We start from the raw sequence: 19,565 nt of genomic DNA, 5'->3' as shown, positions 1-19,565 counted from the left end.
GCAGGACCGTGACCGAGAACCAGCACTACGACGTGATCATCATCGGCACCGGCGCGGGCGGCGGCACGCTCGCCCACCGCCTCGCCCCCTCCGGCAAGCGGATCCTGCTGCTGGAACGCGGCGGCTACCTACCCCGCGAGCTGGACAACTGGGACTCCACCGCGGTCTTCGTCCAGGGCAGGTACCTCGCCCCGGAGACCTGGTACGACCGGCACGGCAAGGAGTTCACCCCGGAGGTCAACTACTACGTCGGCGGCAACACCAAGTTCTACGGCGCCGCGCTGTTCCGGCTGCGCCCCGAGGACTTCGGCGAACTCCACCACCACGACGGCATCTCCCCGGCCTGGCCGATCCGGTACGAGGACCTGGAGCCGTACTACACCGAGGCCGAGCACCTCTACCTGGTGCACGGCCGGCACGGCGAGGACCCCACCGAGGGCCCGGCCGGCGCCGACTACGCCTACCCGCCGGTCGCCCACGAGCCGCGGATCCAGCAGCTCAGCGACGACCTGGAGAAGCAGGGCCTGCACCCGTTCCACCTGCCGATCGGGGTCAATCTCACCCAGGACGCCGACGGCCGGGCGACCCACACCAGCGCCTGCATCCGCTGCAGCCGGGTGGACGGCTTCCCCTGCCTGGTCAACGCCAAGTCGGACAGCCAGGTGATCTGCGTCGACCCCGCCCTGCGGCACCCGGGCCTCACCCTGCTGACCGGGGCCGACGTCCGCCGGCTGGAGACCGGCCCGGACGGCCGGACCGTCACCGCGGTGGTCACCGAACTCGCCGACGGCACCACCGAACGGTTCTCCGCCGACCTGGTGGTGGTCGCCTGCGGCGCGGTCAACTCGGCCGCCCTGCTGCTGCGTTCGGCCAACGACCGGCACCCGCGCGGGCTGGCCAACAGCTCGGACGTGGTCGGCCGGCACTACATGCGGCACAACAACCTCGCCCTGATGGCCGTCTCCCGCGAGCCCAACCCCACCGTGTTCCAGAAGACCCTCGCCCTCAACGACTGGTACCTGGGCGCGGACGACTTCGAGTACCCGCTCGGCGGCATCCAGATGCTCGGCAAGTCCGACGCCGAGCAGATCCGCGGGGAGGCGCCGCGCTGGGCGGGCAAGGCCTCGCCGCGGATGCCGTTCGAGGTGCTGGCGCACCACGCCGTCGACTTCTGGCTGTGCGGGGAGGACCTGCCGCTGCCCGACAGCCGGGTCACCCTGGACGGCGAGGGCCGCATCCACCTGTCCATCGACGAGCAGAACAACACCACCGGGCTGGAACGCCTCCAGCACCGGCTGCGCGGCATGCTCGACAGCCTCGGCATGCACCCCCGCCGGATGTTCGACCACAGCATCTACCTGCACAAGGGGATGCCGATCGGCGCCACCGCCCACCAGGCCGGCACCGTGCGCTTCGGCACCGACCCCGCCTCGTCCGCGCTCGACGTCGACTGCCGGGCCCACGACCTGGACAACCTGTACGTCGTCGACACCAGCTTCTTCCCGAGCATCGGCGCGGTGAACCCGTCCCTGACCGCCATCGCCAACGCCCTGCGGGTCGGCGACCACCTCCTGGCCCGCCTGAACTGACCGGCCCCGCCGGCGGCCCGCTCAGGGTAGGTCGTCGCCCTTGGCGTGGCCGGTGGTACCGGTGTCGGCGTCAGTCAGCGGCTCCAGCTCACCGTGGGTGTCCAGCCAGAACAGCAGGACCAGCGCGGGCCCGACCAGCACCACCGCGACCAGGGTGACGATGAGCAGCCAGGTCAGGGTGTCCCCGTCGCCGGCGGCGTCGGCCACGGTCAGGGTGGTGGGCAGCAGGTAGGGGCGCTGGGCGAAACCCCAGGCGACGACGGTCAGGGCGACGGCGGCGGAGGCCGTCCAGCGGCTCCAGCGGTGCGCCCGGCGCACCAGCAGCACGGCAGTGGCGGCGCCGGCCGCCGCGGCCAGCAGGATCAGCGCCAGCCCGGCGCCGCCGGTCAGGCCGTCCCAGACGTAGCGGGCGTCGTCGTGGGTGACCGGCAGCCCGATCAGGGCGAGTACCACGACGGCGCCCAGCGCGCACAGGGCGCGCAGCCGGAAGTAGCCGACCAGGTCCTCGGCGCCGAAGCGCCGGGCGTCGGAGCACAGGAACACCGCGCCGAGGAAGGCGGTGGCGGCGATGGCCAGCAGCCCCGCCAGGACCGAGGTGGGGTTGGCCCAGGCGTCGGCGGTGGCGGGGGTGCCGACGGCGACCCGGCCGGAGGCGATGCCGCCGAGGACGGCGCCCAGGAAGAAGGGGGTCACCAGGGAGGCGACGGCGAACGCCGCGCCGTAGATCCGCCGCCGGGCGAGGCGCCGGGTGGGCTTGCGCAGCGCGAACCCGGCGCCGCGCAGCACCAGGCCGACCGTGGCGAGCGCCAGCGGCAGCCACATCGCGGTGAACACCGCCTGGAACATGGTGGGGAAGCCGGTCCACATCACGACCAGCACGAAGACCAGCCAGACGTTGTTGACCTCCCAGACGGGGGCCATCGCGTGGTCGATCAGCCAGCGCGGCCGCTCGCCGCGCCGCGCGCCGCCGGCCAGCAGGTCCCAGAACCCGGCGCCGTAGTCGGTGCCGCCCGCGCAGGCGTACGCGGCGACGGCGAGCACCAGCACCCAGGCGATCACCTCGGCCATCAGGCGCCACCTCCGGGGGTGCGGTCGTGGCCGCCGTCGACGGTGGCGGGCAGCCTCCGGCCGCGGGGCCCGTACGGGGTGTCGGCCTCGGGCGGGGCGGCGCCGGCCGGGCCCGCGGTGTCGAGGTCGGTGGCGCGCCAGCGGGTGCGCATCTTGAGCAGCACGGTGAGGAATCCGGCGATCACCGCCGCGTAGACCACGATGACGATGCCGAGCATCGCCCACAGCGAGCCGGCCCGGGTGCCGGTGACGGCGTCGGCGACCCGCATGTTGTTGTAGACGATCCACGGCTGGCGGCCGACCTCGGTGCTGATCCAGCCGCACTCCACGGTGAGCAGGCAGGCGGCCCCGGCGACGGCGGCGCAGCGCAGGAACCAGCGCGAGCGGGGCAGGTCGAGGTGGCGCAGCCGGATCCAGCCGTACCAGAGGGCGAGCAGGATCAGCAGGCTGCCGATGACGGCCATGGTGTCGAAGGCCCAGTGCGCGATGGTGGCCTGAAGGGCGGTCGGGCGGTCGTCGGCGGCGACCGAGCTGAGGCCGGTGACCTGGGTGCTGGGTTTGAACCCGGCCAGGACGGAGTCGAGTTGGGGGATCTTCAGGCCGCCGGAGATGGTGCCGTCCTCGTTCAGCCGGCCGTAGATGTACTCGGGGACGTGGGTGTCGGTGTTCCAGACCAGTTCGAGGGCGGCGAACTTGATCGGCTGTTTGTGGAAGACCGAGCGGGCGATGGAGTCGCCGAGCACGAACTGGATCGGGGTGAGGATCGCGGCGACGGTGAACGGGACGGTGAAGCCGAGCAGGTGGTAGCGGTCGTGGCGGCCGCGCAGCAGGCCGACCGCGTACACGCCGGCGGTGACGTAGGCGGCGGTGAGGAACATCGCGGCCGCGAAGTGCCAGTACTCGGGGCCGAACATGGGGGTGAACACGGCCTGCCGGACGCTGACGCCGACCGGGTTGCCCTCGGCGTCCAGGGTGAAGCCCTGCGGGGTGTTCATCCAGGAGTTGGCGGCGATGATGCCGAACGCGCCCATCAGCGCGGTCAGCGGGAGCGGGACGCCGAGCCAGAAGTGCGTCCACGGTTTGAGCCGCCGCCAGCCGTACAGGTAGATCGCGATCAGGACGGCCTCCAGGAAGAACGCCCAGGCCTCGACGCCGAACCCGAGGCCGAACACGTCGCCCCAGCGGCCCAGCATGCCGGGCCAGAGCAGGCCGAACTCGAGGGAGAGCACGGTGCCGGTGACCACGCCGATGGCGAACTGCACGGCCATCACCGCCGACCACCGCCGGGCCAGCAGCAGCGCCGTCGGGTCCTGGCGGCGCAGGCCGCGCAGGTGCATCAGCAGGGTGATGAACGGCAGTGCGACGCCGAACGGGACCAGCAGGATGTGGGTGGCCAGCGAGAAGGCCATCAGCTCCCGCGCGGGCAGGAGCTGGGGCGGGGTGCCGGCGAGGAGGGCGGCGGTGCCGTGCATGGGTGCCTCTGTCTCGTACCGGGGGGCCTGCCGGGGCCCGGACCGGGCGCGGGCGGGTGGCGGCCGGGGATGGCCTGGGGAGGGTCAGCCGCCGGTGGCGAAGCCCGGGAAGAGGGTCATCCCGCCGTCGACGTACAGCGTGGTGCCGACCACGTAGTCGAGCAGGTCGGAGGCGACGGCGACGACGGCGTTGGCGATGTCGTCCGGGTCGCCGACCCGGCGGTACGGGATGAGCTTGAGCAGTTCGGCCTCGGCCTCGGGGGTGGACCAGGCGTCGGTGTTGATCGGGGTGCGGATGGCGCCGGGGGCGACCGCGTTGACCCGGATCCGCTGCGGGGCGAGCTCCTGGGCGAGGGTCTGCATCAGCATGCCGACGCCGCCCTTGGAGGAGGCGTAGTTGACGTGGCCGGCCCACGGGATGATCTGGTGCACCGAGCTCATGCAGATGATCTTCCCGGCCGACCGGGAGACCTCCGGCACCACGCCCCGGCGGACGAACTCCTTGGCGGCCTCGCGGGCGCACAGGAACTGGCCGGTCAGGTTGACGTCGATGACCTTCTGCCACTGGGCGAGGGTCATCGCGGTGGAGGGCGCGTCCCGTTGCAGCCCGGCGTTGGCGACCATGATGTCGATGGTGGAGAACTCCTCGACCATCCGGGCGACCATCGCCACCACCTGGTCCTCGTCGGAGACGTCCGCCTCGTGGGCGTAGGCCCGTACCCCGAACCCCTGGAGGGTGGCGACCACCTCGGCGGCGGCGTCGGCGCCGGCCACGTAGTTGACCACCACGTCGGCGCCGGCCCGGCCGAGCGCGATCGCGGTCGCCTTGCCGATGCCCGAGTTGGCGCCGGTCACCAGCGCCTTCTGGCCCTTCAGGAGTTGCGCGGAGACCGCCGTGCGCCCCGCGCCGTCGCCTGCTGCCACCGGTTCTCTCCTCCTGCCGTCGGGCCGGCCCCGCGGGCCGGTGAGGACTGCGGGTCCTCCCGAGGACCAAACCACCGTGCCGGTGCCCACCGGCCGACCGGCACGCGGGCCGCGCCGATCCGGGGGCCGTACGTCACACCACCGGCCTACCGTGCCGCCGGGGCGCCGGGCTGCGGGTCGCCCGGGCGGCCCAGCGGGCGTCGCTCGTTGGTGGCGCGGCGCCGCGCTCGGGGCGGGCCGGCCGGGCGGCTGGCCCAGGATGGCCGGATGGACATGCTCCACGTCCGGCTCGTGGTGCCGCCGGACCTCTCCGCCGCGACGCTCCGCACGCTGGCCGACGACCGCTACGTGTTCAACCTGGTGGTGCTGCCCGCCGCGGCCCGGCACCCGGCGGGCGACGCCGTCGAGTGCGACGTGCTGGCCGGGGCGGCCAACGGCCTGCTGCGGCGGCTGCGCGCGCTGGAGGTGGAGCGGCGCGGATCGATCGTGGTGGAGCCGGTGGAGATGGCGCTGTCCGGCCCGGCGGCGGAGGCGGAGTCGGGCCGGCTGGGGCCGCTGGCGCACGCACCGGTGTGGGAGGAGGTGGAGGCCCGGATCCGCGCCGAGGGCACCTACCTGCCGAGCTTCTACCTGTACCTGACGGTGGCGGGGATCATCGGCGCGGTGGGGATCATCACCAACTCGCAGATCCTGATCGTGGCGGCGATGGTGGTCGGCCCCGAGTACGGGGCGATCACCAGCGTGGCGCTCGGGCTGGAGCACCGCAACGGGCACCGGGTCCGGCAGGGCCTGCTGGCGCTGCTGATCGGCTTCGGTTCGGCGGTGCTGGCGACCTTCCTGTTCGCGTTGCTGGTCCGGGGCTTCGGGCTGCAGCCGGAGGCGTTCGCGCTGGGCGTCCGGCCGGTGTCCGACCTGATCGACACCCCGAACTTCTACTCGGTGGTGGTGGCCGTGTTGGCCGGTGTGGTCGGGATCGTCTCGCTGACCCAGGCCAGGACCAGCGCGCTGCTCGGGGTGTTCATCTCGGTCACCACCATCCCGGCGGCGGCCGACGTCGGGGTCTCCTGCGCGTTCTCCAGCTTCACGGAGGCGCGCGGGGCGCTGGCGCAGCTGCTGCTCAACATCGTGGTGCTGATCGTGGTCGGGCTGCTCACGCTGAAGGGCCAGCACCGGATCTGGCGGCTGATCGAGAGCCGGGGCCGGCGCTCGCCCGGGGCCTGACCCGGTCGGGTCGGCACGGGTCAGGCCCCGGGCGCCGGGCCGACCCGGTTCAGCGGCGGCTCGCCGCGCAGGTGGCGCTGGAGCTGGGTCCGGATCAGCCGCAGCGCCCGCGGGCGGAACGCGCTGCTGTTGCCGCCGACGTGCGGGCTGATCAGCACGCCGGGGGCGTGCCAGAGCGGGTGGCCGGGCGGCAGCGGCTCCGGGTCGGTGGTGTCCAGGGCCGCGGTGAGCCGGCCGGTGGCGAGTTCGGCGAGCAGCGCGGTGGTGTCCACCACCGCGCCGCGGGCGACGTTCACCAGCAGCGCGCCGTCGCGCAGCCGGGCCAGGAAGTCCCGGCCGGCCAGGCCCCGGGTGGCGGCGGTCAGCGGCACGGTGAGGATCACCACGTCGGCCCGGGGCAGCAGGGCGTCGAGGTCGGCCAGGCCGTGCACCTCGCCGCGGGCACCCGGCCGGGCGATCCGGGCCACCCGCAGCACGGTGCACTCGAACGGGGCGAGCCGGGCCTCCACCGCCTGGCCGATGGCGCCGTACCCGACCAGCAGCACGGTGCGGTCGGCGAGCGCGGGGTGGCAGCCGCCCTCCCAGCGGCCCTCCTGCTGGGCCCGGACGAAGCCGGGGACGCCGCGCAGCGCGGCCAGCGTCAGGGTGAGCGCCAGCTCGGCGGTGCTGGCGTCGTGCACCCCGCGCGCGTTGCACAGCAGGACGCCGCGCGGGATGTGCGGGACCAGCTCCTCGACGCCGGCGCTCAGGCTCTGCACCACCCGCAGCCGCGGCATCAGGTCGAGCAGCGGCAGCGCGCGGTGGGTGCGGGTGTAGGGGATGACGAAGAACTCGATACCGGCCAGCGCGGCCGCGCCCGGCGGCTCGGCCGCGCCGTCCCACACCAGCGTCTCGGGGGGACCGGGCAGGGGGGCGCCCAGGTCGGCGAGCGGGTACGGGAGCAGGATCCGCGCGGGGCCGGTCACCGCGCGTCCGGGCGCTCGGCGGCGAGCAGCGCGAGCGCGGTGTCCGCCGTCCGCGCGGCGCTGTCGTCGGGACCGGCGCCGACCGGGACCACCACGACGTCCTCCGAGGGGCCGGGCTCCTCGAGTTCGGCGAACTGGCTGTCCATCAGCCGGGCCGGGAAGAAGTGCCCGTGGCGCTCGGTCAGGCGCTCGGCGACCAGTGCGCGGTCGGCCTTCAGGAACACCATGCGGACCTGCGGGCGGCCCTCGCGCAGCAGGTCGCGGTAGGAGCGCCGGAGCGCGGAGCAGGCCACCACGGCCGATTCGCCGGCCGCGATCCGCTCGTCCGCCCAGTGCGCGACGGCGAGCAGCCAGGGCCTGCGGTCCTCGTCGGTGAGGGGGTGGCCGGCCGCCATCTTGGCGCGGGCCTGCGGGGCGTGCAGGTCGTCGGCGTCCTCGAAGGCCCAGCCGAGCCGCTGGGCGAGCAGCGCGCCGACGGTGCTCTTGCCGGATCCGGCCACGCCGAGCACCACGAGGACGGTGGGTCCTGGTCCCGGGTCCGCCTCTGTCGCCACCGCCGCTCCCGGTCCCTCGGCCCGCCGGGCCGGTGCGGCCCGTGGCAGGAGCCAAGCACCCCGGTGTGCCGCGCCGCGCCGTGGTGCCCGTCGGGCCACCCGACCGGGCGGCCCGGATCACCTGTCCGGAGCAGCGCGCGGGCGCCGGGGCGCCGACCCGCCGTCAGGGCCGCGCGGGGACGAATGCGGATGAACCGCCCGTACTGCTGGCATCATCGACCCGGACCCTGGGCGCTGCGGCCCGCGGGACGGTGACGAGGAGGCCTGCTGGATGGCATCGGACCAGCCGCCGGGCGGCGCTGAGGCCGCACTGGCCGCCGACCCGTCGGCCGTGCTGCGCAGCCGGGGGTACCTGGCGCTGCTGGTGGTCGCGGCGGTGCTGGGTGTGGTGCTGTCGGCGGGCGCGTGGGGCTTCCTGCAGCTGGTGGCGAAGCTCCAGCGCGCCGTCTTCGACGACCTGCCGACCTCGCTCGGCTTCGACGGGGCGCCGCCGTGGTGGCCGCTGCCGCTGCTGGCGGTGTCCGGTGTGCTGGTCGCGCTGACCATCCGCTACCTGCCCGGCAGCGGCGGCCACGAGCCGGCCGAGGGCCTCAACACCAAGGGCGCGCCGTCGGCGGCCGAGCTGCCGGGGGTGCTGTTCGCGGCACTGGCCTCGCTCGGGCTCGGCGCGGTGGTCGGCCCCGAGGCGCCGCTGATCGCGCTCGGCGGCGGGATCGCGCTGTACGCCTTCCGGCTGCTGCGGCCGGACGCCGACGGCCGGGCGCAGGCCGTGGTGGCGGCCTCCGGCAGCTTCGCGGCGATCAGCGCCCTGCTGGGCTCGCCGCTGCTCGGGGCGTTCCTGCTGATGGAGGCGTCCGGGCTGGGCGGTCCCACGATGGGGGTGGTGCTGCTCCCCGGGCTGCTGGCCTCCGGCGTCGGTTCGCTGATCTTCAGCGGTCTCGGTTCCTGGACCGGGCTGGGCAATGTCACCCTGGTCATCCCGAGCCTGCCGCCGGTCGGCCGCGCCGACATCGCCCAGTTCGGCTGGGCGCTGGTGATCGGCGTCGTGGCCGCGTTCCTCGGCATCGGGGTGCAGCGTACGGCGCGGTGGTTCGAGCCCCGGGTGGGCCGGCGGCGGCTGTGGTGGACCCCGGTGATGGGCCTGGTCGTGGCGGGGGTCGCCATCGCGTACGCCGAGGGCACCGGGAAGGCCGACTCGGACGTGCTGTTCTCCGGGCAGGACGCGCTGCCGCAGGTCCTGCTGCACCAGGGCGACTACACGGCGGCGACCCTGGTGCTGCTGGTGGCCTGCAAGAGCATCGCGTACTGCGTGTCGCTGTCGGCGTTCCGCGGCGGTCCGATCTTCCCGGCGATGTTCCTGGGCGCGGCGGGGGGCCTCGCGATGTCGCACCTGCCGGGGCTGCCGTACGTGTCCGCGGCGGCGATGGGGATGGGGGCGATGTCGGTGGCGCTGCTGCGGCTGCCGATGACCTCGACCCTGCTGGCCACGCTGCTGCTGGGATCCGACGGCGTCACCGTGATGCCGCTGGTGATCGTCTCGGTCGTGGTCTGCCACGTGACCGCGTCCCGGCTGCTGCCGAAGCCCGCCGGAAAGCCGGTCGCCCCCGCGAAGTGACGGCCGCGACCGCGCGTAGCGGCCGACGGTCCGTCGGGTACGGCGGGTAGCCGCGGAACGCTGTCCCGGTACCCCGGGTGACCGTCAACCGCCTTGCGGGCACGGCCGGTAGCGGATCCCCGGAGCGCTCCGTGACCGGCCGGCCCGGGGGCCGGCGGCGGGTCCGGAAGCGGGCGCGCATTGTACCGGCGGTGCGCCTACGGTGGATTGAGGGAGGGATTCGGCACGGATCCACACCCTGACTGGAGGGGTCATGGGCAAGTACAGCACAGGCACGTTCAGAACCTACCGAGCGGTCGCCGACCTCACCCGCGCCCAGCAGATCGCCGCGACGACCTCGCCGTTCTCGATCGAGGTGAGGTTCCTCGGCGGGCTGACGGAGACTCAGGAGAAGGCTTTCGCCAAGGCCGCCGACCGCTGGGCGCAGGTCATCGTCGGCGACCTGGACACCGCGGTGGTCGGCTCCGACGTCATCGACGACCTGCTGGTGGAGGCCGAGGGCGTCGAGATCGACGGCACCGGCAACATCCTCGGCATGGCAGGCCCCACCGACTTCCGCGACGCGTCCGCCGTCTCCGGCGCGGGCCTCCCGGCGAAGGGGACCATGCGCTTCGACTCGGCCGACCTGGAGCAGATGGAGGCCGACGGCACCCTGGTCGACGTCATCACCCACGAGATGGGGCACGTCCTGGGGATCGGCACCACGTGGAACGCCTTCGGCCTGCTGGCCGGGGCCGGGACCACCAACCCGACCTTCACCGGGCGCAGCGCCGAGGCCGAGTTCGGCAAGCTGCTCGGCAAGGGCGGCGAGGCGGTCGCGGTGCCGGTGGCGAACGTCGGCGGCCCGGGCTCCCGGGACAGCCACTGGCGGGAGTCGGTGTTCAGCAACGAGCTGATGTCACCGTCGATCGCCGGCCCCGGCAACCCGCTCAGCCGGATCACCGTGGCCGGCCTCGAGGACATCGGCTACCAGGTCGACCTCGACGCCGCCGACCCGTACGACCTGCCGGACCTGCTCGGCATCGCCACCTCGGGTGCGGGCGTGGCCCGCAGCGGCCTGGTCAACGGCGGCGTGGTGCTGCCGGTGATCCCCACCGGGCGGCCCGCAGGGCGGCCCTGAGCGACCGCCACCCCGGCCCGGCCGGGCCCTGATCCGGCCGGGCCGGCGGTCGGTCAGTCCGCGGGCAGGCCGGTCTCCAGCCCGTCCAGCGCGTGCGAGCAGACGCAGCCCCGGTGCGCGGGCAGGCCCGCCAGCGCCGAGAACAGCACCGTCCGCAGCCGGTCGACGTTGCGCGCGAAGACCGCCAGCACCTCGGTGTGGGTGACGCCCTCGCCACTCTCCACCCCCGCGTCCAGATCGGTGACCAGCGCCAACGAGCTGTAGCAGAGCCCCAGTTCGCGGGCGAGCACGGCCTCGGGGTGGCCGGTCATCCCGACCACCGACCAGCCGTTCGCGGTGAACCAGCGCGACTCCGCCCGGGTGGAGAACCGCGGACCCTCCACCACCACCAGGGTGCCGCCGTCCACCGGCTCCCAGGCGTGCGCCCGGGCGGCGGCCAGCACCGCCGCCCGGCCGTCGGGGCAGTACGGGTCGGCCACCGAGACGTGCACCACCGACGGCAGCGAGCCGTCCGGCAGCGGCAGCCCGTCGTAGAAGGTCTGCACCCGCCCGGTCGTCCGGTCCACGAACTGGTCCGGCACCACCAGCGTCCCCGGGCCGTACTCCGGGCGCAGCCCGCCCACCGCGCACGGCCCGAGCACCTGCCGCACGCCGAGCGAGCGCAGCGCCCACAGGTTGGCGCGGTAGTTGATCCGGTGCGGCGGCAGGCTGTGGCCGCGGCCGTGCCGCGGCAGGAAGGCGACCGGACGGCCGGCCACCTCGCCGAGGAAGACCGAGTCACTGGGCGGCCCGTACGGCGTGTCGACGGTGACCTCGGTGACGTCCTCCAGCAGCGCGTACAGGCCGGAGCCGCCGATCACGCCGAGTTCGGCCCGGGCGGGACCTGCGGGGCGCGGACCTGATACCGAGTCGGCCATGGGCTGTTGTCTCCTTGCGGGTTGACGTGCGGGGGAACGGTGCGAAAGGCCCGGCGGACCCGTCGTCCACCCTATGAGCCACCGCGTCCCGGGATCCCCGGACGATGCTTACGGTTCGCGGACGGCGGCGCGTAGAGTGACACCCCGGAGCGACGGGAGTGACTGCGTGGACAGACGGACGGCACCGCCGCGGGCCGGTGCGCACCGCGCCCTGGTGTGGCGGGTACGGCCCGAGTCGCCGAGCGCCGCGGTACTGGTGCTGCACGGCGGCCAGGTGGACGGCCTGCGCGCCCCGGGCCCGGTCAACCTGCCGGGCCTGCGGATGCGCGGGTTCAGCTGCGCCGTGGAGCGGGCCACGGCCGGCGGCGGGGTCGCCGTCGGGACGGTCCGCTACCGCTGCCGCGGCTGGAACGGCGAGCGCGCCGACCCGGCCAGGGACACCCTCGCTGCCCTGTCCGACCTCACCGAGGAGCTCGGCCCGGTGCCGACGGTGCTGATCGGCCACTCGATGGGCGGGCGCGCGGCGCTGCGGGCCGCCGGGCACCCGTGTGTGACCGGCGTGGTCGCGCTCGCGCCCTGGTGCCCCGAGCAGGAGCCCTGCGACCACCTGGCCGGGCGCCGGCTGCTGATGCTGCACGGCGACCGCGACCGGGTCACCGCGCCCGCCGACACCCTGCTGTTCGCCGGCCGGGCCCGCGCCGCGGGCGCCCAGGTGGCCGGCTACCGGGTCGAGGGCAGCGGCCACGCGCTGCTGCGCCGGGCCGGCGACTGGCACCGGGCGGCCGCCCGGCTCAGCGCCGGCCTGCTCGGCCTCGACGAGCTGCCCGCCGAGGTGGCCGCGGCGCTCGCCCTGCGCTCCCCGCTGGAGGGCGGCCTGCAGCTGTCGCTGACGCGGTAGCCCGCCCGGACGCGGGAGCCTGCGGCCGGCCCGGGGCGGGCGTAGATTGGCGGCCACGATGCGACGTGAGCGAGGGACCGGGTGACCGGGCCGGGCGTGGACTACGGGGCGGTGTTCCGGGCGCTGCCCAGCCCGACCCTGATCCTCACCCCCGATCTGGTCATGGTGGACGCCAACGACGCGTACCTGCGGACCTCGGGGCGGAGCCTGGCGGACCTGGCCGGCCGGTACGTCTTCGAGGTGTTCCCCGACAATCCGGCGGACCCGGAGGCGAGCGGCGTCCGCACGCTGCGGGCGTCGCTGGAGCGGGTGGTGCGCACCGGCGCGCCGGACAGCATGGCGCTGCAGAAGTACGACGTCGAGCTGCCGGACCGCCCCGGTGAGTTCGAGGAGCGGTACTGGAGCCCGGTCAACACGCCGGTCCTCGGCCCCGACGGCCGGGTGGCGCTGATCGTCCACCGGGTGGAGGAGGTCACCGCGCTGGTCCAGCAGCTCAAGGCGCACCGGGACGGGGAGGCGCCCGGCGGGGAGCTGACCCACGAGGAGCAGATGGCGGCGGACCTGTTCGCCCGCGCCCAGGAGCTGCAGGAGCTCAACGCGGAGCTGCGGCTGGCGCACGCCCGTGAGCGGGCGGTCGCGGTCAGTCTGCAGCGGGCGATGCTGCCCGTTCTGGCGCCCGCGCACCGGTCGTTCGCGGCGGTGCGGTACCGGCCGGCGACCGGCTCGCTGAACGTGTGCGGCGACTGGTACGACCTGCTCGACCTGGACGAGCACCGGGTCGCGGTGGCGGTCGGCGACGTGGTGGGCCACGGCCTGGAGGCCGCCGGGGTGATGGGTCAGCTGCACAGCGCGCTGAACGCGGCGATCCGCGCCACCGGGCGGCCGGCCGAGGCGCTGCGCACGCTGACCCGGTTCTCCTCGGGGCTGGACGGCGCGCTGGCCACCACGGCCGTGCAGACCGTGATCGACCGGGCGGCGGGCACGGTCGTGTACAGCAGTGCCGGGCACCTGCCGCCGGTGCTGGTCCATGCCGGCGGCGAGGTCGACCTGCTGGACGCCGCGACCGACCCGCCGCTCGGGGCGTGGCCGCAGTCCGCGGCCCGTTCGGAGGCGACGGTCCGGTTCGGCCCCGGCGCGACCCTGGTGCTCTGCACCGACGGTCTGGTGGAACGGCGGGGCGAGTCCATCGACACCGGGATCCGGCGGCTCGTCGACAGCGTCGTCCGGCACCGGGCGGGCGCCCCCGACCTGCTCGCGGACGCACTGCTGGAGGATCTGTGCCCGGGCGGGGACGACGGCGCCGACGACGACACCGCCCTGGTGGTGGTCCGGCTGTGACGGCCGCGCCCCGGCCGGGCCCGGTCAGGCGACGCCGCGGATGCGGTGCACCAGGGCGCCGGCCAGCAGGGTGACGGCGGCCGTGGCGAGGTAGAGGCCGGTGTAGCCGCCGAGGTGGGCGACCAGGGGTGCGGCCAGTGCCGGGGCGAGCACCTGCGGCGCGGAGTTGGCGATGTTGATCACGCCGAGGTCCTTGGCGCGGTCGGCCGCGGCCGGGAGCACCTGGGTGACCAGCGCCTGGTCGACCGCCAGGTAGATCCCGAAGCCGGCGCCGAGCACGGCGGCCGCGGCCACCGCGGCCGGCCAGCTGTGCCACAGCGCCAGGATCACGGCGGCGGCCGCCATGGTCAGGCAGGAGACCACCACCGGCCGCTTGCGCCGGCCGGTGCGGTCGGAGATCAGGCCGGAGGGGATCGCGGTGAGCAGCGCGGCGGCGGTGTAGACGGCGGTGAGGATCAGGACGCCCTGGTCGGGCGAGGCCAGGTGGACGGCGTCGGTGAGGTAGTAGAGCAGGTAGAGGGTGCCGAGCGCGTTGCCCAGGTTGATCAGGAACCGGGTCAGCCACGACCAGCCGAAGTCCGGGTACCGGCGCGGGCTGACCCAGTAGCCGGTGAGCAGCGCGCGGCGGCCGGACGGCGCGCGGGCGCCGCGCGGCAGCACCGGCTCGCGGTGGCCGAGCACGAACGGCAGCGCGAGTGCCACGGTGAGCACCGCCGTGAGCGCGTAGCCGACCGGCACGCCGCCGCCCACCAGGGTGACCAGCAGCGCGCCGACCACCAGTCCGAGGGACTGGCTGATGCCGGTCCAGCCGGAGACCAGGGCGCGCTGGGAGAGCGGCACCTGGTCGGCGACGGGCGCGGTGACCCCGGCCAGCATGGCGTTGAGCCCGGTCTGGGCGAGGCACCAGCCGGCGGTGATCCCGGCCAGGCCGTGCCGGCCGGCGGTGAGCAGCAGGCCGGCGGCGCCGAGCAGGGCGCCGCCGAGGATCCACGGGCGGCGGCGGCCGTAGCGGGAGTGGGTGCGGTCGCTGAGCGCGCCGGCCAGCGGGTTGACGACCATCGCGACCAGGGCGCCGGTGCCGGTGACCCAGGCCAGCAGCTCGGCCTTGCGGCCCGGGTCGAGCTGTTCGAGCTGGAGCGGCAGGAGGATCTGGATGGGGGTGAAGAACCCCAGGAAGACGGCGAGCGAGGCGAGGCTGAGGGTGGCTGTCCAGCCGGCCCGGACCGGCGTCACGGGCTCGGCGAGCGCGGCGGTGGCGGTGGCGGTGGCGGGCAGGACCGTCGTGGTGGCGGGCAGGGCGGTGGTGGCCGGGGCGGGGGGTGCGGCCGGGGCCGCCGCCGGGGGTTCGGCTCCGCTGATCTCCGCCTCCTCGAGGAACATGAGCTTGGCTCGCGTTCGGCCGAGTGTAGGGGCCGGCCCCGGCGCTGCCAAGGGAACGGACGCCCCGCCGTCCCACCGGTTCCGCGGGGACGGCACCCGAACGGGCCAACGCGGCCGGGCGGCGGCGCCCGCCGGTGCTGTACTGAATCCCATGGCCAGTGGACAGGGGCGCCGCCGCAGACGCCGCGCCGAGCGGGCGGAGCGGGAGCGCCGGACACAGGAGACCCGCGACCGGGTCCGCATCCTGATCGAGCTGACCGCGCAGAACGGCACCTACCGCAAGGGCCTGCTGGCCGCCGCCGGCCTCAGCCCGCAGGAGGCCGCCATCCTGGCCGACCTGGAGGGCAACGGCCTGCAGGTCCCGCAGCTGCACGACGTGCTGTGCGGCGGCCACGTCCTGGTCGACGACCCGCAGCTGTACGAGGCCTGGCTGTTCCCCGAGGTGAGCCACCGCCGGATCTCCAGCCACCACCGCGACATCGACAAGACCCGCTACCCCGACATCGGCATGCGCGGCCTGGTGGTCCGCGAGAAGCTGCACGGCCGCACCGCGACCGGCACCTGGCTGCAGCTGGAGAAGACCCCGGCCGCGTTCGGCGCGCGCAAGCTGCCGAGCCTGGACGACGTCCGGCACCTGATGGACTACGTGGTCTACCGGGTCACCCGCAGCAACGTCGGCCCCTGGGGGCTGTCCCGGGTCACCGAGCGGCGGCCGATGTACCTCTCCCCCGCCGTCACCGCCCCGACCGAGCTGGCGCCGGCCGTCTCCCGGGCGCTGGCCGCCGCGCTGCGGCGGATCGAGGCCGACGACGACACCACCTCGGCCTCCGCCGACCTGGCCGTCCGGTTCCCGCCGCCGGAGCTGGCGGACCCCTCGGACGAGCTCGGCGAGACCCTGTTCGACCGGGCCGGGCGCGGGCTGTTCGGCAACTCGCAGGTGTGGATCAGCGAGGCGCCGCTGCCGCCCGCCGCCCGGCTCCTGTTCACCCCCGGCGAGCAGCCGCCAGCCGGGACGCAACCGACCCGGGAGGACCGGTGAGCGAGAGCGACGGCCGTGAGCCGCAGGCGGGATCCGTCTCGGTCCCGGAGGGACTGGTGACCGCCGTGGTGGGCCTGGTGCACACCGGAGCGGTCCCGCTCGGCGCCTACACCAGTGCCGAACTGACCGTGGTGGACGCGGTGGTGGACTTCCTGGAGGCCCGCCCCGGCGACGAGGTGCTGGCCGAGGCGGTCCGCTCGCTCGCCGCCCGGCAGCTGCTGGTGCCCGGCGCCGGCGCGGACCAGATCCAGGTCCGCGGCGACCTCGGCATCGCCGTGACCTTCCAGCGCCGGGCCCGGATGGTGCTGGACGCGCGGATCACCGGCGCCCGGCCGGGCGAGCCGTGGCGCGTCCTCGTCCTGCCCCAGCCGGAGCAGATCTGCCTGCTGGTGCGGATCGACGCGCTCGGGGTGCACGAGCTGTCGCTGCACACCCTGGAGGAGACCCTGCGGATGGTGACCGACTGGCTGCCGCAGGGCCCGTGGGCCGGGTCCGATGCGGCACCGGACGCCGACGCCGTGCTCGCCGCGGCCGAGCGCTCCGCGCTGCTGACCGCGGTCCACTACACCACCGACGGTTCGGCGGAGATCGCCGGGGAGCGGACGGACCTCGTGCTGGCCGCCCACCGGGAGCGGCTGCACGCCTTCGTCCGAGACTCGGCCGACCCCGCGCGGCTGGTGCCGAAGGCGGGCCGCAACCGGAGCCCGCGCGACACCGTCGCGGCCCTGCTCGGCCAGGAGCCCGCCGCGCGGCGTGAGCAGCCGCGCTGACGGTGCCCAGGAGGGCGAGAGACGGCGTCCGGGCCGGTCCGTGCGGACCGGCCCGGACGCCGTCGACGGGATCAGACCAGGTCGAACCGGTCCAGGTCCATCACCTTGGCCCAGGCCGCGACGAAGTCCGCCACGAACTTCTCCTTAGCGTCGTCGCTCGCGTAGACCTCCGCGAGCGCCCGCAGCTCGGAGTTGGAGCCGAACACCAGGTCGGCCCGGCTGCCGGTCCACCGGACCTCGCCGGTGGCCGCGTCGCGGCCCTCGAACGTGTTGGCGTCCCCGGAGGCCGCGCTCCAGGTCGTGCCCAGGTCGAGCAGGTTGACGAAGAAGTCGTTGGTCAGCGACCCGGGGGTGGCGGTCAGGACGCCGAGCTGCGACTGCTGGTGGTTGGCGCCCAGCACGCGCAGGCCGCCGACCAGGACCGTCAGCTCGGGGGCGCTGAGGTTCAGCAGGTTGGCCCGGTCGATCAGCAGGTACTCGGCGGGCAGCCGGCTGCCCTTGCCGAGGTAGTTGCGGAACCCGTCCGCGGACGGCTCCAACGCCGCGAACGACTCCACGTCGGTCTGCTCCTGCGAGGCGTCGGTGCGGCCCGGCGCGAAGGGCACCTCCACGTCGAACCCGGCGTCCTTCGCGGCCTTCTCCACGGCGGTGCCGCCGGCCAGCACGATCAGGTCGGCCAGCGAGACCTGGCGGCCGCCCGCGGCGTTGAACTCCTGCTGGACGCCCTCCAGGGTGCGCAGCACGGTCGCCAGCCGGTCGGGCTCGTTGACCTCCCAGCCGGCCTGCGGCTGCAGGCGGATGCGTGCGCCGTTGGCGCCGCCGCGCTTGTCGCTGCCGCGGAAGGAGGAGGCGGCGGCCCAGGCGGTGGAGACCAGCTCGGACACCGACAGGCCGGAGGCGAGGATCCGGGCCTTGAGGTCGGCGATCTCGGCGGCGCCGACCGGCTCGCCGGCCGCGGCGGGCAGCGGGTCCTGCCACAGCAGCGTCTCGGACGGGACCTCCGGGCCGAGGTAGCGCACGACCGGGCCCATGTCGCGGTGGGTCAGCTTGAACCAGGCGCGGGCGAAGGCGTCGGCGAACGCGGCGGGGTCCGCCAGGAAGCGCCGGGAGATCTGCTCGTACGCCGGGTCGAAGCGCAGCGACAGGTCGGTGGTGAGCATGGTCGGGGCGTGGGTCTTCGCCGCGTCGTGGGCGTCGGGGACGGTGCCGGCGCCCGCGCCGTCCTTCGGCCGCCACTGGTTGGCGCCGGCGGGGCTCTGGAACAGCTCCCACTCGTAGCCGAACAGGATCTCGAAGAAGCTGTTGTCCCAGGTGATCGGCGTGTTGGTCCAGATGCCCTCGAGGCCGCTGGTGATCGCGTCGCCGCCCTTGCCGGTACCGAAGGAGTTCTTCCAGCCGAGGCCCTGCTGCTCCAGCGGGGCGGCCTCGGGGTCGGCGCCGACGGCGTCGGCCGGGCCCGCGCCGTGGGTCTTGCCGAAGGTGTGGCCGCCCGCGATCAGGGCCACCGTCTCCTCGTCGTTCATCGCCATCCGGCGGAAGGTCTCGCGGATGTCGCGGGCCGCGGCGATCGGGTCCGGGGTGCCGTTCGGGCCCTCCGGGTTGACGTAGATCAGGCCCATCTGGACCGCGCCGAGCGGGCTCTCCAGCTCACGGTCGCCGGTGTAGCGCTCGTCGCCGAGCCAGGTGGTCTCGGGGCCCCAGTAGACGTCCTCGTCGGGCTCCCAGACGTCGGCCCGGCCGCCGCCGAAGCCGAAGGTCTCGAAGCCCATCGACTCCAGGGCCACGTTGCCGGCCAGGATCATCAGGTCGGCCCAGGAGAGGTTCTGGCCGTACTTCTTCTTGACCGGCCACAGCAGGCGGCGGGCCTTGTCCAGGTTGCCGTTGTCCGGCCAGCTGTTGAGCGGGGCGAAGCGCTGCTGGCCGGCGCCGGCGCCGCCGCGGCCGTCACTGATCCGGTAGGTGCCGGCGCTGTGCCAGGCCATCCGGATCATGAACGGGCCGTAGTGCCCGAAGTCGGCCGGCCACCAGTCCTGCGAGGTGGTCAGGACCTCGGCGATGTCCTGCTTCACCGCCGCGAGGTCGAGGGTGTTGAAGGCCGCGGCGTAGTCGAACTCCCCGCCGAGCGGGTTGGCGACGGCCGGGTTCTTGGCAAGGATCTTCAGATTGAGGCGCTCCGGCCACCACTGGCGGTTGCCGCCGCCCTGGGTGGGGTGCGGGGCCCGGCCGTGTACGACGGGGCAGCCGCCCGCGCCCTCCGACTTCGCCTCGGTGACAATGGCGTCATGGTTCTCAGACATGGGAATCCTTCCGGACCTGGCGGATCACGATGCTAAGGACGTGCTGGTGGTGGGCCCGGACACCGGCGCCGGCGGGTACGGCGCAGCCGGCCCCGGCGCTCTCCTCGAACCGGGCCGGGCGGCCCGCGGGGTCGGTCCGGCGAAGCCGGCGCGGCCGCCGTCACGGACGGTTCCGGGCAGCGCGACACGGGTACCCGTCACCCGAAGGCCGGCACCGCAACGCTCCTCGGCGGTGGCCGTCACGTCGCTCTCTCCTACCGTTCCGGGGTCGACCCGTCCCTTGGCTATCACCGGAACCGATCCTACGATGGACAGGATCCAAGTCAAGAAGGACACCAGGCTCATATCCGATCGGACCCGAGACACCCGCTGATAAACTCCGGACACCCCCATGATCC

General features: G+C 74.6%; 16 protein-coding genes. 8 read left to right on the top strand and 8 right to left on the bottom strand.

Translation table 11 applies throughout. The features are described from left to right. The first annotated feature begins 8 nt into the window (after positions 1 to 8). Positions 9 to 1,589 carry a GMC oxidoreductase gene (locus AC2TEW_RS06225; RefSeq protein WP_484622299.1) on the top strand — a complete coding sequence of 527 codons (1,581 nt, stop codon included), beginning with the start codon at positions 9 to 11 and terminating at the stop codon, positions 1,587 to 1,589. Positions 1,590 to 1,610: 21 nt separating this feature from the next. Here the strand turns inward: AC2TEW_RS06225 and AC2TEW_RS06220 are convergent, their stop codons facing one another. The 3 genes from AC2TEW_RS06220 to AC2TEW_RS06210 form a co-directional block, all read right to left on the bottom strand. Beyond that, entirely contained in the window at positions 1,611 to 2,657 is a 1,047-nt protein-coding gene (locus AC2TEW_RS06220; RefSeq protein ID WP_484622298.1) for a cytochrome d ubiquinol oxidase subunit II, read from the bottom strand. Then, on the bottom strand, positions 2,657 to 4,129 hold the full coding sequence (locus AC2TEW_RS06215) for a cytochrome ubiquinol oxidase subunit I (RefSeq protein ID WP_484622297.1): 1,473 nt from the start codon (positions 4,127 to 4,129) through the stop codon (positions 2,657 to 2,659). Before AC2TEW_RS06215 ends, AC2TEW_RS06220 begins: the two co-directional genes overlap by 1 nt. Positions 4,130 to 4,213: 84 nt before the next feature. Then, complete coding sequence (locus tag AC2TEW_RS06210; protein WP_484622296.1) at positions 4,214 to 5,053, bottom strand: SDR family oxidoreductase; 840 nt, start codon at positions 5,051 to 5,053, stop codon at positions 4,214 to 4,216. A gap of 267 nt (positions 5,054 to 5,320) precedes the next feature. On the opposite strand from AC2TEW_RS06210, the gene AC2TEW_RS06205 reads away from it, so the two are divergent. Further along, a complete protein-coding gene (locus AC2TEW_RS06205) occupies positions 5,321 to 6,274 on the top strand; it encodes a DUF389 domain-containing protein (RefSeq protein ID WP_484622295.1) in 954 nt (317 codons plus the stop codon). 20 nt (positions 6,275 to 6,294) lie between these two features. On the opposite strand, the gene AC2TEW_RS06200 is transcribed toward AC2TEW_RS06205, so the two are convergent. Next, positions 6,295 to 7,239: a 2-hydroxyacid dehydrogenase gene (locus AC2TEW_RS06200; RefSeq protein WP_484622294.1), complete on the bottom strand. Its 945-nt coding sequence runs from the start codon at positions 7,237 to 7,239 to the stop codon at positions 6,295 to 6,297. Further along, positions 7,236 to 7,793, bottom strand: coding sequence for a gluconokinase (locus AC2TEW_RS06195; protein ID WP_484622293.1), 558 nt, complete (start codon positions 7,791 to 7,793; stop codon positions 7,236 to 7,238). Before AC2TEW_RS06195 ends, AC2TEW_RS06200 begins: the two co-directional genes overlap by 4 nt. A gap of 271 nt (positions 7,794 to 8,064) precedes the next feature. Between AC2TEW_RS06195 and AC2TEW_RS06190 the strand changes: the two genes are divergently transcribed. Both AC2TEW_RS06190 and AC2TEW_RS06185 read left to right on the top strand, forming a co-directional pair. After that, positions 8,065 to 9,408, top strand: a complete 1,344-nt coding sequence (locus AC2TEW_RS06190) for a chloride channel protein (protein WP_484622292.1) — start codon at positions 8,065 to 8,067, stop codon at positions 9,406 to 9,408. Positions 9,409 to 9,661: 253 nt separating this feature from the next. Continuing rightward, the gene (locus tag AC2TEW_RS06185) at positions 9,662 to 10,528 is read left to right on the top strand and encodes a M8 family metallopeptidase (RefSeq protein ID WP_484622291.1); all 867 of its coding nucleotides are present in this window, start codon (positions 9,662 to 9,664) and stop codon (positions 10,526 to 10,528) included. A gap of 53 nt (positions 10,529 to 10,581) precedes the next feature. Here AC2TEW_RS06185 and AC2TEW_RS06180 read toward each other — a convergent pair whose 3' ends face one another. Next, on the bottom strand, positions 10,582 to 11,445 hold the full coding sequence (locus tag AC2TEW_RS06180) for an S-methyl-5'-thioadenosine phosphorylase (protein WP_484622290.1): 864 nt from the start codon (positions 11,443 to 11,445) through the stop codon (positions 10,582 to 10,584). 166 nt (positions 11,446 to 11,611) lie between these two features. On the opposite strand from AC2TEW_RS06180, the gene AC2TEW_RS06175 reads away from it, so the two are divergent. Continuing rightward, positions 11,612 to 12,343 (top strand): alpha/beta fold hydrolase, encoded by a 732-nt coding sequence (locus AC2TEW_RS06175; RefSeq protein ID WP_484622289.1) that lies wholly within the window; start codon positions 11,612 to 11,614, stop codon positions 12,341 to 12,343. An 81-nt stretch (positions 12,344 to 12,424) separates the two neighbouring features. Then, positions 12,425 to 13,681 (top strand): PP2C family protein-serine/threonine phosphatase, encoded by a 1,257-nt coding sequence (locus AC2TEW_RS06170; protein ID WP_484622288.1) that lies wholly within the window; start codon positions 12,425 to 12,427, stop codon positions 13,679 to 13,681. A 24-nt stretch (positions 13,682 to 13,705) separates the two neighbouring features. Here the strand turns inward: AC2TEW_RS06170 and AC2TEW_RS06165 are convergent, their stop codons facing one another. Further along, a complete protein-coding gene (locus AC2TEW_RS06165; RefSeq protein WP_484622287.1) occupies positions 13,706 to 15,061 on the bottom strand; it encodes an MFS transporter in 1,356 nt (451 codons plus the stop codon). 151 nt (positions 15,062 to 15,212) lie between these two features. On the opposite strand from AC2TEW_RS06165, the gene AC2TEW_RS06160 reads away from it, so the two are divergent. Together AC2TEW_RS06160 and AC2TEW_RS06155 are read left to right on the top strand one after the other, a co-directional pair. Continuing rightward, positions 15,213 to 16,100, top strand: coding sequence for a hypothetical protein (locus tag AC2TEW_RS06160; RefSeq protein ID WP_484622286.1), 888 nt, complete (start codon positions 15,213 to 15,215; stop codon positions 16,098 to 16,100). Further along, a complete protein-coding gene (locus AC2TEW_RS06155; RefSeq protein ID WP_484622285.1) occupies positions 16,097 to 16,870 on the top strand; it encodes a hypothetical protein in 774 nt (257 codons plus the stop codon). Before AC2TEW_RS06160 ends, AC2TEW_RS06155 begins: the two co-directional genes overlap by 4 nt. A gap of 71 nt (positions 16,871 to 16,941) precedes the next feature. Here AC2TEW_RS06155 and katG read toward each other — a convergent pair whose 3' ends face one another. Continuing rightward, complete coding sequence (gene katG / locus AC2TEW_RS06150; RefSeq protein ID WP_484622284.1) at positions 16,942 to 19,167, bottom strand: catalase/peroxidase HPI; 2,226 nt, start codon at positions 19,165 to 19,167, stop codon at positions 16,942 to 16,944. Positions 19,168 to 19,565 lie beyond the last annotated feature (398 nt).

The sequence above is a fragment of the Kitasatospora sp. NEAU-CNBT7 genome (assembly GCF_057220535.1).
The sequence above is the reverse complement of the archived record's forward strand: the minus strand, read 5'-3'. Positions and strand labels throughout refer to the sequence as shown.

Coding starts and splice junctions, on each gene's coding strand:
- AC2TEW_RS06160 (WP_484622286.1), top strand. CDS start 15,213: ATGGCCAGTGGACAGGGGCGCCGCCGCAGACGCCGCGCCGAGCGGGCG.
- katG (WP_484622284.1), bottom strand. CDS start 19,167: ATGTCTGAGAACCATGACGCCATTGTCACCGAGGCGAAGTCGGAGGGC.
- AC2TEW_RS06190 (WP_484622292.1), top strand. CDS start 8,065: ATGGCATCGGACCAGCCGCCGGGCGGCGCTGAGGCCGCACTGGCCGCC.
- AC2TEW_RS06180 (WP_484622290.1), bottom strand. CDS start 11,445: ATGGCCGACTCGGTATCAGGTCCGCGCCCCGCAGGTCCCGCCCGGGCC.
- AC2TEW_RS06205 (WP_484622295.1), top strand. CDS start 5,321: ATGGACATGCTCCACGTCCGGCTCGTGGTGCCGCCGGACCTCTCCGCC.
- AC2TEW_RS06220 (WP_484622298.1), bottom strand. CDS start 2,657: ATGGCCGAGGTGATCGCCTGGGTGCTGGTGCTCGCCGTCGCCGCGTAC.
- AC2TEW_RS06215 (WP_484622297.1), bottom strand. CDS start 4,129: ATGCACGGCACCGCCGCCCTCCTCGCCGGCACCCCGCCCCAGCTCCTG.
- AC2TEW_RS06165 (WP_484622287.1), bottom strand. CDS start 15,061: ATGTTCCTCGAGGAGGCGGAGATCAGCGGAGCCGAACCCCCGGCGGCG.
- AC2TEW_RS06185 (WP_484622291.1), top strand. CDS start 9,662: ATGGGCAAGTACAGCACAGGCACGTTCAGAACCTACCGAGCGGTCGCC.